This window comes from Endozoicomonas sp. ALD040 (assembly GCF_049275945.1).
In the GTDB taxonomy this organism is placed as follows: Bacteria; Pseudomonadota; Gammaproteobacteria; order Pseudomonadales; family Endozoicomonadaceae; genus Endozoicomonas_A.
On the sequence record NZ_CP184829.1, the window covers coordinates 6,689,440 to 6,707,240 of the forward strand.

Below are 17,801 nucleotides of genomic sequence, written 5' to 3' on the forward strand. Positions count from 1 at the left end.
TCGTTGATGGCGAAATTCCGGATATTCCGTTTACTCTTCCTGCCCGGGCTGGTTGATTTCCAGCAACTCAATATTCATTTTCATCCACAGCAGAGTAGCAGCCAGGTTAATGTTGCTATTGCAGACTCCCCCATTGCCGGACAACAAGCCCCGTGTTGCATCAACTACCTGGTCCACCTCTTTTTGTCGTTCTTCAGGGAATTTCTCAAGCAACCGTTTTAGACGCTGCTGCCCTTGGGTCAGGTGTGCAAACCTCTGGGGAAACTGAAGCAACTGATAAAATTTAAACAAATCCGGTTCCAGCCCAGACACCTCCCAAGCCCGGAGCGCCATAATAATAAGGATGTTCAGGTCATGGGTATCAAATGCCGGTTTATCTGCTGCGTCTGTAAAATATTTAATCTCCCCATTGAGTCGCAATCGACCAAGTTGTTCGGCATCCACCTGATACATTATTTGCAAAAAAAACTTCACCATATTGTCATTACTAAGGGGGGCTTTGTCCGCATAATAACCGTTACCAGCTAACATGGGGGCTTCCAACAATGTTGCGAGATCGTGTAGCATGAATGACTCACAGCCAAAGCCACTCGCCTGACGCTCAGGCAGGAAATAAAACCGGGAGTCAGTAAAACCATGATATTTTAACGCCAGTGTTAAAGCTAAAGTGACAAAATGCGCCAAGTTCGAATAAACTTGATCTTCGTAGTAACGCTTAAAAACACTTAAACTATCAACAACAAAAACGCGATGACGCCCTTCAGTATTTTTTCGAATAGAAAAAACGTTAACATGGCCTGTTTGCTCCTGAAAAATAAAGTTTTTAGTCTCACCTATTGCCATCAATGGCAGCTGGGTTATAAACAACCCAACCAGTTGGTGAAGACACTGAGGGAAGCCAATGTAAGTTTGCATAAGCTTCAGAGTTAACGGGCTAGCAACATCCAGAATCGTGTCAATTAATAACTCTTTGGGCATCCCTTCAGGTAAAACAAGCTGCGGAAACGCACGTCCGGCAAATAATCTGATTAAATTTTCTGGCAGGCTTTCTAGCTTGGGGTATTCAATTAAAACGTGTAGCATTTCACCTTTTTCCAGCTTCCCCGGAAAATGATGCTTAAGCAGACTCAGAATCGCTTTCCAACGGTATCCAGCGCTCTCCAGGGAACCCTTCTCCTTCAAAAGATTGGGGGATTTGGCATACAGTCTTTCCAATTCTGCATTAAAGTCATCAATATTTTTTTTCTGATCCATTGTTTTCAATGACTTTTCAGCAGCCTTGAGTATTTCTTTCAGTTTTTCAAGATGCCTGACATGACCCTCATCGTTACCGGAAGCCGATGCTGATGCAGCACCAGAGCCTGAGGAACCTGAAGAGCCAGAACTGCCTTGCCCTTTATCGCTTTGCTTTTTGCTTTGTTGCTCTTGCTGCGGTGGTGGAGATTTACCGTCGGTTTTAGACTGTTCCTTGTTTTCGTTGCCATAACGGTTTAATTGGAATGGATAGCCAGTAAACGTCGTACCTTTATTCGGCTGCAGCCAACCCCTTTCTGAGATAGGCAAACTGATTATCGAACCTTTTTTCCTCTTATGTAACAGCAACAGCGGGGCAACGTTAGATTTTGGTAGACGAATGGGAGGCAAGAAAGAAGAAAGAATTGCATCGATGCTGTAGCCGGAAACGAATGATGAAGTGAGAGGAACTGAAGCCTGACTACTACACGACAAAAGCAGGACAGGCAGAATAAAAACGATAGTCATAAAATACCGGAGCTTCAAGAAAAGATAAAAAGATCATTCTAGAAAAGAAACTCAGATTTTGCAGACTCCATGATATTTAAATCGTTCGAGAAATTCATTCAGGTTAAAAATGAGTACAATTTGAGTATTTACCCCACTATCACCAGCGGAATCTGAGATGTCCAGTCTCAGAGTTAGCTAAAAGACGACTTTGGACACCTGAGTGGCAGGTGAAGCGTTACCGGATTTTTTGAGAGAGTTGATTATGGCAACCGCTCAAACAAGTCATCAAGGCTGAGTTAATTTCATGGTATAAAATTGATCATTGCCATTGATGGCGAATTTCCTGAAATCTTTTTTATTTTTCCTGCCCAGGAGGGTTCATATCCAGTAACTCAATATTCATTTTCATCCACAGCAGAATAGCGGCCAGATTAGTGTTGTTATTGCAGATTCCACCTCTGACGGACAACAAGCCCCGTGTTTCATCAACTACCTGGTCAACCTCTTTTTGTCGTTCTTCAGGGAATTTCTCAAGCAATCGCTTCAGTCGCTCCTGCCCTTGGGTCAGATGTGCAAACCTCTGGGGAAACTGAAGCAGCTGATAAAATTTAAACAAATCTGGTTCCAGACCCGTTGTAGTCCAGGTATGGAGCGACATAAGAATAAGGGTGTTCAGGTCATGCGTAGCAATTGCAGGTTTATCTGCTGTGTCCGTAAATGACTTAATCTCCCCATTGATTCGCAATCGACCGAGTTGCTCACCTTCCGGATCATACGTTATGTTCAAAAAAAACCTGAACATATTGTCATTAGTAAGAGGTTCTTTGTCCGAATAATAACCGTTACCAGCCAACATGGGGAATTCCAACAACGTTTTCAGGTCGTGCAACATGAATGACTCACTGCCAAGGTTAGGACCTTGACGTTCAGGCAGGAAGTAAAACCGGGAATCAGTAAAGCCATGATATTTTAACGCCAGTGCCAAAACTGAAGTGACAAAATGTGCCAGGGGCGAATAAATTTGACCTTCGTCGTAGCGCTTAAAAACACTTAAACTATCAACGACAAAAACACGATAACGCCCTTTAGCATTTTTCCGGATAAAAAAAACGTTAATGTGACTCGTATGGTCCTGAAAAATAAACTTTTTAGATTCACCTTTTGCCATTAGCGGTAGCTGGGTTATAAATAACCTAAGCAGCTGTTGAAGACACTGAGGATGGCCCAGATGAGTTTGCATATACCATAGAGTTATCGGATTGACAGAATTCACAATGAAGTGAACTAACGTCTCTTTGGGCACCTCCTGAGGTAATTCAGTTTCCGGGAGCACTTCTCTGGCAAGTAATCTGATTAATTCTTCTGGCTGGCCCTCAATATCGGGATATTCGAGTAAAACGTGCGACATTTCACCTTCTTCCAGCTTGTCGGAAAAATGATGCTTAAGCAATCTCAGAATCGCTTTCCAGCTGTATTTCCTGCTCACCAGTGACCCCTTTTCCTCGAGAAGATCAGGGGATGCCGAATACAATCTTTTCAATTCTGCAATAAAGCCATCAATATTTTTTTTCTGATCCATTGTTTTCAATGACTTTTCAGCGGCTTTGAGGATTTCTTTCAGTTTTTCAAGATGCCTGGCACGACTCTCATCGTTACCGGAAGCTGATGCTGATGCAGCACCGGAGCCTGAAGAGCCAGAAGAACCCTGCTCTTTATCACTTTGCTTTTTGCTTTGTTGCTTTTGCTGCGGTGGCGAAGATTTACCGTCGGTTTTAGACTGTTCCTTGTTTTCGTTGCCATAACGGTTTAATTGGAATGGATAGCCAGTAAACGTCGTACCTTTATTCGGCTGCAACCCATCCCTTTCAGAGACAGGCAAACTGATTATTGAACCTTTTTTACTCTTTTTTAACAGCAACAGAGTAGCAACGTTAGATTTTGGTAGACGAATGGGATCAGGTAAGAAAGAAGAAAGAATTGCATCGACACGGTCGCCGGAAACGAATGATGACGTGAGAGGAACTGAAGCCTGACTACTACACGACAAAAGCAGGACAGGCAGAATAAAGACGATAGTCATAAAATACCGGAGCTTCAAGTAAAGATAAAAGGATCATTCTAGAAAAGAAACTCAGATTTTGCTGACTCCATGATATTTAAATCGTTCGAAAAATTCACTCAGGTTAAAAATGAGTACAATTTGAGTATTTATCCCACTATCACAAGCAGAATCTGAGATGTCCAGTCTCAGAGTTAGCTAAAAGACGACTTTGGACACCTGAGTGGCAGGTGAAGCGGTACCGGATTTTTTGTGAGAGCTGCTTATGGCCACTACTTGAACAAATCACGAAGGTTGAGTTAATTTCATGCTATGAAATTGATCATAACCGATGATGGTGAACTTACGGATATCTTGTTTATTCTTCCTGCCCGGGACGGTTGTTCATTTCCAGCAACTCAATGTTCATTTTCATCCACAGCAGGGTAGCAGCCAGATTAGCATTGTTATTGCAGACTCCATCATCGCCAGACAACAAGCCCCGTGTTTCATCAACTACCTGTTCCACCTCTTTTTGCCGTTCTTCAGGGAATTTCTCAAGCAATCGCTTTAGTCGCTGCTGCCCTTGGGTCAGATGTGCAAACCTCTGAGGAAACTGACGCAACTGATAAAATTTAAACAAATCTGGTTCCAGCCCCATTGTAACCCAGGTTTGCAACGACATAATAATAAGGGTGCTTAGGTCATGTGCATTAAGTTCAGGTTTATCTGCTGTGTCCGTAAAATACTTAATCTCCCCATTGACTCGCAATCGACCGAGTTGCTCAGCACTCTCGTCAAATGTTATTTGCAACGAAAACATGGCTACTTTGTCATTAGGAATAGGTTCTTTATCCGCATAATAACCGTTACCAGTCACCATAGGGGATTGCAACAATGTTTCCAGGTCGTGCAGCATGAATGATTCAGAGCCAAAGTCACCAGCCTGACGTTGAGACAGGAAGTAAAATCGGGAATCAGTAAAGCCATGATATTTTAAAGCCAGTGCCAAAGCGAAAATGACAAAATGTGGTAGAGATGAATAGACCTGATCTTCGTAGCAACGCTTAACAACACTTAAACCATCAACGACAAAAACACGATAACGTCCTTTAGCATTTTTCCGGATAGAAAAAACACTAACTTGCCCCCCTGTATGATCCTGAAAAATAAACTCTTTAGATTCACCCGTTGCCACTAAAGACAGCTGGGTTATAAATAGCCCAATCAGCTGCTGAAGACAATAGGGGTAGCCCAGATGAGCTTGTATATACCTCAGGATTGACGGGCTGGCAGCATCCACAATGCTGTCAACTAACAACTGTTTGGGCAAACTTTCAGCTAATGCAGGTTCTGTCAGCTTCTGTCTGGCAAAAAATCTGATCACTTCTTCTGGCAGGCTCGCTAGACCAGGATATTCAAGTAAAACGTGTGACATTTCACCTTTTTCCATCTTGTTGGGAAAATGAAGCTTAAGCAACCTCAAAATCGCTTTCCAACGGTGTTCACCACTCTCCAGGGAGCCCTTCTCCTTCAAAATATCGGGGGATTCCGCATACAATCTTTTCAATTCTGCATGAAACTCATCAATATTTTTTTTCTGATCCATTGTTTTCAATGACTTTTCAGCGGCTTTGAGGATTTCTTTCAGTTTTTCAAGATGCCTGGCATGACTCTCATCGTTACCGGAAGCTGATGCTGATGCGGCACCAGAGCCTGATGAGCCAGAAGAGCCAGAACCGCCCTGCCCTTTCTCGCTTTGCTTTTTGCTTTGTTGCTCTTGCTGCGGTGGCGGAGATTTACCCCCGGTTTTAGACTGTTCCTTGTTTTCATTGCCATAACGGTTTAATTCGAATGGATAGCCAGTAAACGTTGTACCTTTATTCGGCTGCAGCCGATCCCTTTCAGAGACAGGCAAACTGATTATCGAGCCTTTTTTACCCTTTTGTAACAGCAACAGCTGGGCAACGTCAGATTTTGGTAGACGAATGGGATCAGGTAAGAAAGAAGCAAGAATTGCTTCGACACTGTCGCCGGAAACGAAAGATGAAGCGAGAGGAACTGAAGCCTGACTACTACACGACAAAAGCAAGATAGGCACAATAAAAACAAAAGTCATGAGATACCTGAGCTTGAAATAGAAATGAAGAAATTATTCTAGACAAGAAACTCAGATTTACCTGACTCCGGGATATTTAAATCGTTCGAGAAATTTGCTCGCGTTAGAAATGAACACAATTTGAGCATTTACCGCAATATCACAAGTGGAACTTGAGATTCCAGTCAGAGCTAGCCAAAACATGACTTTTGATAATGATTTTCAGTGCTTTTTGGCTGTTTCGAAAGAATTTCGTAAAGGCATTGATTAATGCTCACCGGGACACCGGTGAGCTTGTTCGCAACTCAATTCAGGTAATGATTTTCGAGGTATTGAGCCACAGCATCATCATTGCATTGGCCAATCACCTGATGATCAGGCAGTTTCGCTTTCAAACGCTCTGTCGCATTCCCCATAACCAGTCCTTTGCCTACCACCTGTAACATCTCAACGTCGTTCATGCCGTCACCAAAAGCTACTGCGTCTTTGGGCTCCAGACCTTTGAGTTTCATGACTTCTTCCAGAGCTGCACCTTTGCTCACCGCTGGCGCCATGATTTCAAGGCAGGTATCCAGAGAGAAAGCCATATTCACCGAGTCACCAAAGGCTTCATGAATATCCCGCTCAAGATCAAGCAACTCATCATGCTTTTTGGCTACAAAGAACACTTTGATAATCTTGTCGACAGGAATCGTATCCAGATCCTGCACAGTGTAGCTGAAGCCTGTGTCTTTATGAAACTCCAACAAGCTTTCATGATGCTGCTCGACATACCACTTATCTTCGCTGTACACACTCAAAAAAACGGTATCACTGTATTGACGGCCAAGCGCAATTAAGGGCTGAATAAACCTGGGATTAAGATCATGACTGACAATCGTCTCTCCCTTGGGGTTGTGTGCTCGTGCGCCATTAGAAGTAATGGTGAACATATCGATGTCCAGCTGTGCTCTTATCTCTTCAACATCCAGGTAATGTCTGCCCGTGGCAAAAACAAAACGGATTCCCTGATTGCTTAAACGACGAATAACTTCTTTGGTGCGAGGTGCCAGCTGGTGCTGGTCATTAAGAAGGGTACCATCAAGGTCTGAGACAACAACGGGATACATGTATACCTCATAAGAGAGTACGTTTTATCTGTATCCTGATGCTATTTCATGACACAGTGATGAACAGACAAAACAGGTGGCTTAGCCCCTGTAATTATGCACACTTGTCTCACTTTATGGCAATAGGCGCATCTACGAAAGTTAATGAGCTAACTATCCCCAGACTGCTACACGCAGAGGGGTTAACCCTGAAGGAATAACAAAAAAAGGAAGCCGCTGGATAGCGGCCTCGACTGAAGAGCATTACTCAAACGTAATCTCACCCTCTGTAAGTATTGCCTTGATGACATCACCGGGAGAGTACTGACCTGACAGTATGGATTCTGCCAGAGGATTCTCGATACTGCGCTGTATGGCCCGTTTCAACGGACGGGCTCCGTACACAGGATCAAAGCCCACTTCAGCCAGTTTTTTCATTGCTTCATCAGAAACTTCCAGGGACAGACTATTTTCCGCAAGACGTTTGTTCAGTCGGCTTAACTGAATAGCCGCAATGCCTTCTATCTGACTCTCTGTCAGGGGATGAAAGACCACCAGCTCATCGACACGGTTGACAAATTCAGGCCTGAAGTGAGCTCCCACTACATCTATAAGCGTTGATTTCAATGCTTCAAAATCTTCACCCTGCATGGTCTGAATAACATCAGAGCCGAGGTTGGAAGTCATGACAATCACAGTATTTTTAAAGTCTACCGTTCTTCCCTGGCCATCAGTTAAACGACCATCCTCCAATACCTGCAAGAGAATATTGAAAACGTCCGGGTGAGCCTTTTCTACTTCATCCATCAACACCACCGAATAGGGTTTACGGCGAACAGCCTCTGTCAGATAACCCCCTTCTTCATACCCCACGTAGCCGGGAGGCGCTCCCAGCAGGCGGGCAACAGAGTGTTTTTCCATAAACTCGGACATATCGATGCGAACAATAGCGTCTTCTGTATCAAACAGAAATGCCGCCAGCGCTTTGCAAAGTTCTGTCTTACCCACACCGGTTGGCCCAAGAAACATGAAGGAGCCATTAGGTCGGTTGGGATCGGCCAGGCCTGCTCTTGAGCGGCGTACAGCGTTAGAAACAGCAACTACTGCTTCGTCTTGACCAATTACACGACCATGAAGTGCGTCTTCCATCTTCAAGAGCTTTTCACGCTCACCTTCCAGCATTTTGGAAACAGGTATTCCAGTCCAGCGAGAGACCACTTCAGCAATTTCTTCATCCGTGACCCGGTTGCGAAGCAGCTTGGTTTCTCCACCTGACTTGGCAGCATCCGCTTCAGCCAGCTTCTTTTCCAGCTCGGGAAGCTGGCCATACTGAATTTCTGACATTTTGGCGAGATCACCAGAACGCTGTGCAGCTTCCAGGGCAATGAGTAATTGCTCACGCTCCTCCCGTAACTTCTGAGACCCCTGAAGGACGACTTTCTCGGCCTTCCAAATGTCTTCAAGGTCTGAGTACTCTCTCTCAAGGCGGCCCACTTCTGTATCCAAGAGTACCAGCCTCTCTTTGGATGCGTTGTCGTCTTCTTTTTTAAGTGCTTCCCGTTCGATTTTCAGTTGAATCAGACGACGCTCCAGGCGATCCATTTCTTCTGGCTTGGAATCCATCTCCATCCGTATACGACTGGCTGACTCATCAATCAGATCGATGGCCTTATCGGGCAGTTGCCTGTCAGTGATGTAGCGCTGGGAGAGTTTTACGGCAGCGACAATGGCCGGGTCGGTAATGTCAACACCGTGGTGGGCCTCATAACGCTCTTTCAGACCACGCAAGATAGCAATAGTGTCTTCTTCTGTAGGCTCATCCACCAGTACTTTCTGGAATCGACGCTCCAGCGCTGCGTCTTTTTCGATATATTGCCGGTATTCATCCAGTGTCGTCGCTCCAACACAATGGAGTTCACCCCGGGCCAGAGCGGGTTTAAGCATATTACCGGCGTCCATGGCACCTTCTGCCTTACCGGCACCTACCATAGTGTGGAGCTCATCAATAAACAGGATGATCTGCCCTTCCTGTTTGGACAGCTCATTGAGTACCGACTTCAGGCGCTCCTCGAATTCACCCCTGAATTTGGCCCCGGCAATCAACGACCCCATATCAAGCGACAAAAGCCTTTTACCCTTGATACCGTCAGGCACTTCACCATTGATAATTCTTTGAGCCAGCCCTTCCACAATGGCAGTTTTACCAATACCGGGCTCGCCAATAATCACCGGATTATTTTTGGTACGGCGTTGCAGCACCTGAACAATGCGTCTTATCTCATCGTCCCGGCCAATGACAGGGTCCAGCTTGCCTGCTTCAGCACGCTCAGTTAGATCAATGGTGTAGGTGGCCAGAGCATTGCGATTATCTTCAGCATTGGGATCATTGACGGATTCGCCTCCCCTGAGATTGTTGATGGCATTTTCCAGAGCCTGCTGACTCACCCCCTGCCCTTTCAGGACACGGGAAACTGACGAACTCCCGTCCATCATCACCAGAAGGACAGTTTCACTGGAAATAAACTGATCCCCCCTTTTCTGAGCCTGTTTATCGGCCAGATTAAGCAAGCGAATGGTTTCCTGTGACGGTTGAATATCGCCGGTTGGATTATTAATGACTGAAACCTGATCAAGCAGCTTCTCGAGCTCATCAGCCAGCTGCTGCAAATTAAAGCCCACTTGACTCAAAAGAGGCTTGATAGAACCACCCCGCTGATTAAGCAGCGCCATTAACAGGTGGACAGGTTCTATCTGATTGTGATCCTTACCAACAGCCAGTGACTGAGCATCTGACAATGCGGACTGCAGCTTACTGGTCAGTCTGTCTGCTCGCATAGTGAGTTCTCCCGCGTTTTATTACTTGCCGATAGGGCTGCTTCTGTAATCCTATATTGCGGCAGAATCGATCTTTTCAAGAGCTGGCTTTCCTGCCCCCCGTGAACTGGCTAATATCCTGATGTCTGCTAGATTGAGAGGTTTTGATTTAATCCGAGATAGTCTTCAATATTATGAAAAAGTTATGGAACCCAAACAATAAAGAACGTCAGCCAGTCCCATCTAATCCGTTGTATGCAAGGTTTTTTCTGACATCTTCATTTCTATTCGCCCTTTCTTTTCAGGCAATGGCAACCTCCCCCAACCCGGAAGATAGTCTCGTTGTCATTTACGATGGCTTTTCTTCGACCGGCTTTTGTCTTGGCGTTGTAACAGGAGAGAAAGAGGTCACCACTTCAGTTCCTTGCGCAAAACACGGTGGATTTGGCAATTACACCATCTACAGAAGCCCGCAGGAACTCAGTTATTGGGAAGGTTTCAATCAACATGACTGGCAATCAGGTAGAAGCCCAAAAAAAAACATTGATGAGAAACAGATAGTAACGATCATTTTAGAAGAGCACCCGGAAAATAAAAGCATTGCCAAAGTTTCCAAACAGGCAACCCCAATCTGGTGGACGCCTCTCTGGAAGTGTCTTGCAATGACCGGAGACTGGAATGATGTTCACTGGCAATGGCAAAAGCGTTGGTTAAAACCTAACATCACCAGACAATCCTACATACTCTCCCTGAACAATCACCTGCCTGCAAGTTTGCGGCACTGGTACTTCAATAACACTGTTGCAATATTTGACCAGGATGGCGCACTGGCAGGCTTTTCCTATTGTCCAGAGGCCGCCTACAGCACCTCTTCAGATAAGTTCAGGGTATACTCGGTTGACTATCGATCAGGAATAATTAAAAAATATCAAGAGCTCTATCGCTGAACCCAAACCGGTATAGCTGGACGTCGAGACAGGTTGCCATCAGTCTTCAACAGGATCAAAACCATTGTCTGTGTTCAAGGGCAGCGTGATTGTGACCTTTTCAGAACCGGGTCTTGAACAGCAGAGCATGATGAAGGCCATCCTGAACGGCGTGAAAGAAAAATACAGGTGGGTAGTTTTTGACAGAAGTGTGTGCTTTCAGCATGGCCAGAAGCGGGGTCAAGCCAATCCCGCCCGCAAACAAAACGACAGGTTTTGGGTTGCCACGAGCAAGGGTAAACTGACCCAGGGGAGATGACACGCGCAAGCTGTCTCCGACCGCCAGAGTCTCGTGCATGTAGGCACTTCTGGGTCGGCTGGGGGCGACCTCGTCCAGTCCGTCTATGATAAGATTTTCGGCAAAACGACCCTTTGGCCAGTCTTCATCGTTGCCACCCAGACGATCTTTCCAGTAATCATAAGTGGTTGTTGAAACGGCGTAGATGTGATCGTTATGAACTGCCACCTCATTGCCCTCAATACCACTGGCATGAACCTTTACCGAACCCCGCACTTCAGACTTCAGGTAAGCCGTTGTGACATCGTGGCCACGTATTTTATGACGCTTCGTTTTACCAATGCAGATCGCAGTGAGTTTCATTTTTTAAGCCAGCCCTGCTACGAAATCTCGTCAGCCATGAATCACTCGAAACAGACATTCGACAACAGATCAGATCAACGGCTTTGGTTTTTGATTAACAACCCATTTTGATTTTTGCTCTTTCTCAGACTTTGTCAACAAACCTTCTTCATACTGACACATTGCGCTTTTATCCTGCCATGACAATTTTAAAAAACACCTGTCATGGATTGAATATGGCTATAACAAGAAGACGTTTCTTTCAGGGAGCCGCCCTGGGGATTGCTACATTGCCGTTGCTCAAGACGTTTGCGAGCAGCCACCAACCTTTTCAGCACGGAGTAGCCAGTGGCGATCCTCTGGCTGATAGAGTGATCCTCTGGACCCGGATCACACCCGATGCAGACCCGGACTTTCAACAGGCTATCGTTCCCTATTCCTGGGCAATGGCCCTTGACCCGCAGATGAACCAGATAGTCCGGTCCGGCGAAGGCGTTACCGGACCACATGTTGACTACACCGTTAAGGTTGATGCAGACAGTCTGGTGTCTGGCACTGTTTACTACTACCGATTCTTTTCCAATGGAAAACCTTCGCCGGTGGCCAGAACACGAACCTTGCCAGAAGGCCACCTGAACAGTCTGCGACTGGCATTCTGCTCCTGCTCCAACTACCCGGCGGGCTACTTTAACGTCTACCGGGAAATAGCCCGAAGACCTGATTTGGATGCCGTACTGCACCTTGGAGACTACATCTATGAGTATGGTCCTGGTGGTTATGGGACAAACAACGGCCTTGGCCGGAACCCGATTCCTGCGAAAGAAATAACAGTACTTCAGGACTACCGACAACGCTACGCCCAGTATCGATCCGATCCGGATTTGCAGGAAGTTCACCGTCAGCATCCTTTCATCTGCGTCTGGGACGATCATGAATCCGCCAATGACTCATGGCAAGGTGGAGCTCAAAACCATAACCTGGGTGAAGGAGCCTGGGAATCACGCCGCAATGATTCAATTCAGGCTTACTTTGAATGGATGCCTATCAGAGAGAGTGGCATTGTTGACCAGTTTGGACAAAGAACCATTTATCGAAGGTTCCGCTTTGGTGACCTGATGGATCTCTTTATGCTGGATACCCGACTGACTGGCAGAGACCGGCAGGCTCTGCCATTGAATGCCAAAGCCGCTAAAGATCCATCAAGAAGCCTGTTGGGAGCAGATCAGGAACAATGGTTGCATAATGGCTTAAGTCAATCCATGAATGAAGGGGTTCGCTGGCGGGCACTGGGACAGCAGGTCATGATGTCACAGCTCACTCTCAATCCGGACCTTCCTATCCTTATGGATCAATGGGATGGTTATCAGGCATCCCGACAGCGTCTGTTTGATCATATTCAAAATCAGGGCATTAATAACTTGATGGTACTGACCGGTGATACTCACAGCTCGTGGGCATTTGATCTGGCACCTGAACCGCGCTTCCCTCACTACGGACGGATTTCAGGTTTTGGCGCACTGGGTGGAGAATTTGGAACCCCCGCAGTTACATCCGGATTTTCTGAAAAGACGGGTCTTGCCAAAATAGCGTCAGCGGCCCTTGACGGTGCTCTGCCAAACCTTAAATGGACCAACCAGAGCGAGAAAGGCTATGTGCTGCTGGATATCACTCATAGTCGAACGAAAGCCCACTGGTATCATGTAGACACTGTTGCCAGCAGAAACTACAACCACTACCTGAAGAGAGTTTATAAGCAGAATGATGATGCCAATCATATCCACAGATCCTGGTCAGAAAGCGCTCCCGCAGAGTCACCTGCACCAGCGCCTGATCTGGCCAATTTATTTGAAGGACTGAGGCAGCGCTATTACAGCTAGCTGTCAATGACAGGAAGAACTCTCATTGAGAGCTCTTCCTGCTTATTCAATCCAGACCGCTGTGGCTAAACGTCCGGACTGGACGCCATCCCTTCGGTAAGAGAACCAACGGTCATTTTCCTTATAAGTACAGAAATTGCCGCCACTAACTTCTGTTACACCCAATTTATGTAACCGAAGCCTTGCCAGTTCATAGAGATCCCCATACCAGCGATCACCCTGACCGGGAATAAAAGCCGTTTCCATTTGCGGATCAGAATTCAGGAAAGCGTCGCGAACTTCAGGTCCCACTTCAAAATGAGACTGACTGATAGCTGGACCCAACCAGGCCATCACCTGGCCAGGCTCATCGCCCATAGCTTTAACTGTGGCTTCCAGTACACCAGCCTGAAGCCCTTTCCAACCGGCGTGAGAAACGGCAACACGGGTGCCGGACGAGTTGCAAAAAATAACCGGAAGACAATCTGCAGTTAAGACGGCACAGGGTAACCCCTGCTTATCTGTCCAAACCGCATCACCTTCTCTTTCTGAGTTATCCGGCTGGGCCGTTATTACATCAGTACCATGAACCTGTTTGAGCCACTGCGGCCTGTACCGCCATTGATAATGGTCGTCGAGCAATGCTCTGTTTTTTGCTACCACATCAGGATCATCACCAGACCGCAGCCCCAGATTGAAGCTGCTGAAAGCTCCCTGACTGTACCCGCCGGTTCTGAGGGTGACAAAAGCCCTGACACCTTCTGGCGCAGACCAGTCCGGGAGCAGGTAACGATCTTCAGACATGTTCAGTTCTCTCTATTGCAACGCCCTGGGAGCATGAGTTCACTCATAAAACAGCAAATCCTGCTCAGGACTCTTTAACATCTTCTTTTAATACTTCCAGAAGCGCTGAAAAGTCATCCGGTAAGGGCGCTTCCCACTCCATGTAGTCATCGGACACCGGGTGCATAAGACCCAGCTTTCTGGCGTGAAGCGCCTGATGTTTGAAGCTCCTCAGAGTCTCTTCCAGGATGGCAGAACACCCCTTGGGAATTCTCAGACGGCCAGCATACAGATCATCCCCTACCAGCGGGAAGCGAATATAGCTCATATGCACTCTGATCTGGTGAGTTCTGCCCGTTTCCAGTTTACAGCGGACATGGGTATGAGCATTAAACTTCTTCAGAACCCGGTAATGAGTTACAGAGGCTTTGCCACCGGGCACCACCGCCATACGAAGACGATGGGTCGGGTGACGGGCAATGGGTTCATTAACCGTCCCGCCCGCCGTCATAACACCTTGAGTCACGGCCTCATACTCTCGACTGACACTTCGGTCCTGAAGCTGAGCCACCAGATCGGTATGAGCGGCCAGAGTTTTGGCTACCACCATCAGTCCTGAAGTATCTTTATCCAGACGGTGCACGATTCCGGCCCTGGGTACAGAGGCTATCTCCGGATAATGATATAACAAGCCATTCAACAAGGTACCTGAGTAATTTCCTGCCGCAGGATGAACGACCAGTCCCACCGGTTTATTAATGACCAGAATGGCATCATCTTCGTAAATGATATTCAATGGAATATCTTCAGGTTCCCAACGTTCTTCATCATCGACTTCAACGCTGAGAGTCAGCTTCTCGCCACCGACCAGCTTGTCTTTAGGCTTTTTCTTCTGGCCATCCACTCGCAGATCGCCATTCTTGATCCACTCCTGAAGGCGTGCCCTGGAAAAGTCCGGAAAGCAGCTGGCTGCAATCTGGTCCAGTCTCTTGCTCCCCAGTTCATCAGGTACGACGACCTGCTGATTGATCCGCTCACTCATTAACTACTTCTCAAGTAACAGGAGCCTGAGCGGGCATTATTCCCGACCCTGCTCCCGGACAAAAAATCTCAGCCGCCGAAGGCCAGATGCTGCACCGGAACAGGTTAATAAAAATTTCCAACCTCCCGAAAGCAGTTGAATGATTATTAATAGAACCAGTTTCTTTTCGTTTTACAGCGGACTGTGTTTAAATTAGTTGATCAAAGGCGGGTAGTTTATCACATCATCAGGTCTGGCTGAGCTATGCTCAAAACTTTATCGGCCTGCCTCCCTGTTATAAGTTCAGGGGAGGCCTGTACACCCTATTTCCTCACAATCATGCCGGAGTACGGAAACTGTAAATACCATGACAATACTGAAAACCACATATTCGCGCCTGATATTTCTGATCCTTGCTGCGGTGGTTCTGGCAGGATGCTCATCAAGCCCCGAAAAAAAGACGCTTCCGGAATCCCTGACTGAGGCCGAACTCTACCAGATGGCCAACCAGTCCCTGAATAACCAGAGTTATACAAAGGCTGTAGAGTATCTGCGGACACTGGAGTCACGCTACCCCTTCGGCTCTTTTGCAGAACAGGCTCAGCTGGACCTGGTTTATGCCTATTTCATGAATGTAGAGCCTGAAGCCGCCAGAGCAGCAGCGGATCGTTTCCTTCGCCTGCACCCGCAGCACCCCAATGCAGACTATGCCTATTATATGAAAGGTCTGGCTTCTAACACGGCCTCCATGGGTCTCATCGAGCGCTACCTGCCATTAGACAACACAAAGCGTGATCCTGGTCAGGCTCGCCAATCCTTCAATGAGTTTCGTGAATTGCTGACGCGCTACCCGGACAGCAAATACGCACCAGATGCCCGTCAGCGGATGGTAGCCCTGAGAAATCGTCTGGCTGATTATGAGATTCATGCAGCCAATTACTACCTGAAACGCAAAGCCTATGTAGCGGCTGTGAACCGTGGCAAGTATGTTGTTGAAAATATGCAGAAGACCCCGGCGGTAGAACCCGCACTGGGTATCATGGTGGAAGGTTATCAGCGACTGGGCCTGATAGAGCCCGCGAATGAAACCCTTGAGGTCTTAAAGCTGAATTTCCCGAATTCGAATCTACTCAATGAACAGGGTGAATTCATCGGCTACCAGTCCTTCGGTGATGTCGATCCCTCGCTGCTTTATACCGTGACCTTTGGCCTGCTGGGTGATTCAGGTATTGAAAAGCAGAAAGCGCAGACCCCGGTTGCTCCCCAACCTCCCGGGAACAAACAGTAATTCCCTGTGGCTTCCAGCAGGAGGCCACTCCACCTTCTGGTTTAGTAATTCAATGCCAACAACTGTGAAGTGCCCGAAATGCGGCAAAAAAGTAGAATGGAAGAAAGAAAACGGGTTTCGACCCTTCTGCTCTCAACGATGCAAGCTGATTGATCTTGGAGCCTGGGCGAATGAAGAGCGTTCGATACCCGGAAACCCTGCTTTCGATGATCTGATGACCAGCGACATTGATGACCATTTAAAGCACTGATGAGCCCCCACCAGCTCCTGGTTTCACAGGCCAGGATCTCAGGTTCAACAGGGCTTCTGCCTGAGAGCGTTTGAACTTGAGGACTTGATACATTACCTCACGAAGCTCTGGCTGGTGCATATGTTCAGCCAGCTCGCTCAACTGCTGATCCGACAGTCTGGTAATTCTCTCCAAAGCTAACTTTATCGATCTTCCCACTTGCTCTGGCGGCATCTGCTCAACCATTGTCAATAGTGTCTTCTTACCTCGATATTGAAACCTGTGCAATTTTGAAGGACGCAAAAGCCTCTGGCTAAATTCATCAATGGAACAGTTCCTGGGGAGGGAAAATCGATTATAAAAGGACATACCGAAATCAATACTGACTAACTTACCAGTCAGCAGCTCGTCATCTTCGGCATGCTTGAAGAGGAAATTATCAAGTTTCAGATAGTCCTGATCGCCCAGAAGAAATCGCCTCATGACAAGATTGGTAACCGGGTTATGATCATCAGTAAACTGACAAATAGAAGGGAATAATGTTTGTTGAAAGAAGGTATTGCCAGGGTAGAAGCCTTTCAGGTCTTTAGAAGCTACACAATGATCCTGATTTTTTTCGTCCAGACTGTAGCGATGAATGTACTCTTGCCCGTAACCCATCACTTGTTTGTAGGCTTCGGCAGCAAGGCACTCCCTTTGGGCCAACACTTTTCGATCATCATAAAAACGGGCTTTGTAAGATTTTCCAGTGATCAGGTGGATCACTTTTTGCAGCAACCGTTTAAACTTTTCAGCACCCGATTCATACCCGAGTGTTTTGACATGCCAAAACTCTTCCTTTTTTCCAGCTTTAGTAGAATCTGATTCTCTCCCGGCCCCTCTCGAATCTGTTTTGATCCGCATGAACCGGTGATCAACAACTCCCCGGTAGACCTGTCCGGGGAGCTCCTCCCAATATTCACCAAAGGGCCTGTCATTAATGGATGGAAGAATATTTCTGCCAACCTGCCCGGTCTCTTCGAAATAAGCAACCGCCCGATCCTGAACAGGACGCTGCCCCAGCATTGAGGCCTCTTCATCCAGCCCTTCGGTACCAGGCAGATTCCCCAGTGAACCTACTGTTCTACCCAGTGAGTCACTGCCAGCAGTTGACGGGGATTGGAATGTTGAATCAGCGGGCAAAACTGATGTTGATTTGTTGCCACCAGGTCCGATATTAGAGTGAGACATTTGCTTCCCTGCAAGAAGTCTTTAATCTTAAATTAAGACTAGTATAC

13 protein-coding genes are annotated in these 17,801 nt (G+C 46.9%); 4 read left to right on the forward strand and 9 right to left on the reverse strand.

The annotated features are described in order from the left end of the window. Window positions 1–30: 30 nt before the first annotated feature. The 5 genes from ACOJUN_RS24745 to clpB form a co-directional block, all read right to left on the reverse strand. Window positions 31–1,263, reverse strand: a complete 1,233-nt coding sequence (locus tag ACOJUN_RS24745) for a hypothetical protein (protein ID WP_422134495.1) — start codon at window positions 1,261–1,263, stop codon at window positions 31–33. 835 nt (window positions 1,264–2,098) lie between these two features. Then, a complete protein-coding gene (locus ACOJUN_RS24750) occupies window positions 2,099–3,823 on the reverse strand; it encodes a hypothetical protein (RefSeq protein WP_422134496.1) in 1,725 nt (574 codons plus the stop codon). Window positions 3,824–4,160: 337 nt separating this feature from the next. Continuing rightward, a complete protein-coding gene (locus ACOJUN_RS24755; RefSeq protein ID WP_422134497.1) occupies window positions 4,161–5,900 on the reverse strand; it encodes a hypothetical protein in 1,740 nt (579 codons plus the stop codon). 284 nt (window positions 5,901–6,184) lie between these two features. Then, a complete protein-coding gene (locus ACOJUN_RS24760) occupies window positions 6,185–6,988 on the reverse strand; it encodes a Cof-type HAD-IIB family hydrolase (RefSeq protein WP_422134498.1) in 804 nt (267 codons plus the stop codon). Window positions 6,989–7,231: 243 nt separating this feature from the next. Continuing rightward, window positions 7,232–9,802: an ATP-dependent chaperone ClpB gene (gene clpB, locus ACOJUN_RS24765; RefSeq protein ID WP_422134499.1), complete on the reverse strand. Its 2,571-nt coding sequence runs from the start codon at window positions 9,800–9,802 to the stop codon at window positions 7,232–7,234. Between the two features lie 287 nt (window positions 9,803–10,089). On the opposite strand from clpB, the gene ACOJUN_RS24770 reads away from it, so the two are divergent. Next, window positions 10,090–10,728, forward strand: a complete 639-nt coding sequence (locus tag ACOJUN_RS24770; protein ID WP_422134500.1) for a hypothetical protein — start codon at window positions 10,090–10,092, stop codon at window positions 10,726–10,728. A 100-nt stretch (window positions 10,729–10,828) separates the two neighbouring features. Here the strand turns inward: ACOJUN_RS24770 and ACOJUN_RS24775 are convergent, their stop codons facing one another. Next, a complete protein-coding gene (locus ACOJUN_RS24775) occupies window positions 10,829–11,368 on the reverse strand; it encodes an MOSC domain-containing protein (RefSeq protein WP_422134501.1) in 540 nt (179 codons plus the stop codon). Between the two features lie 215 nt (window positions 11,369–11,583). Here ACOJUN_RS24775 and ACOJUN_RS24780 point away from each other — a divergent pair, with 215 nt between their 5' ends. After that, window positions 11,584–13,224 (forward strand): alkaline phosphatase D family protein, encoded by a 1,641-nt coding sequence (locus ACOJUN_RS24780; protein WP_422134502.1) that lies wholly within the window; start codon window positions 11,584–11,586, stop codon window positions 13,222–13,224. A gap of 42 nt (window positions 13,225–13,266) precedes the next feature. On the opposite strand, the gene pgeF is transcribed toward ACOJUN_RS24780, so the two are convergent. Together pgeF and rluD are read right to left on the reverse strand one after the other, a co-directional pair. Beyond that, window positions 13,267–14,007 carry a peptidoglycan editing factor PgeF gene (gene pgeF / locus ACOJUN_RS24785; protein ID WP_422134503.1) on the reverse strand — a complete coding sequence of 247 codons (741 nt, stop codon included), beginning with the start codon at window positions 14,005–14,007 and terminating at the stop codon, window positions 13,267–13,269. Window positions 14,008–14,071: 64 nt separating this feature from the next. Next, a complete protein-coding gene (gene rluD / locus ACOJUN_RS24790; protein WP_422134504.1) occupies window positions 14,072–15,028 on the reverse strand; it encodes a 23S rRNA pseudouridine(1911/1915/1917) synthase RluD in 957 nt (318 codons plus the stop codon). Window positions 15,029–15,374: 346 nt separating this feature from the next. On the opposite strand from rluD, the gene ACOJUN_RS24795 reads away from it, so the two are divergent. Next, window positions 15,375–16,295 carry an outer membrane protein assembly factor BamD gene (locus ACOJUN_RS24795; protein ID WP_422134505.1) on the forward strand — a complete coding sequence of 307 codons (921 nt, stop codon included), beginning with the start codon at window positions 15,375–15,377 and terminating at the stop codon, window positions 16,293–16,295. 52 nt (window positions 16,296–16,347) lie between these two features. Continuing rightward, on the forward strand, window positions 16,348–16,545 hold the full coding sequence (yacG, locus tag ACOJUN_RS24800) for a DNA gyrase inhibitor YacG (RefSeq protein WP_422134506.1): 198 nt from the start codon (window positions 16,348–16,350) through the stop codon (window positions 16,543–16,545). Here the strand turns inward: yacG and ACOJUN_RS24805 are convergent. Beyond that, window positions 16,534–17,754 (reverse strand): hypothetical protein, encoded by a 1,221-nt coding sequence (locus ACOJUN_RS24805; RefSeq protein ID WP_422134507.1) that lies wholly within the window; start codon window positions 17,752–17,754, stop codon window positions 16,534–16,536. The two genes, yacG and ACOJUN_RS24805, sit on opposite strands and share 12 nt — an antisense overlap. Window positions 17,755–17,801 lie beyond the last annotated feature (47 nt).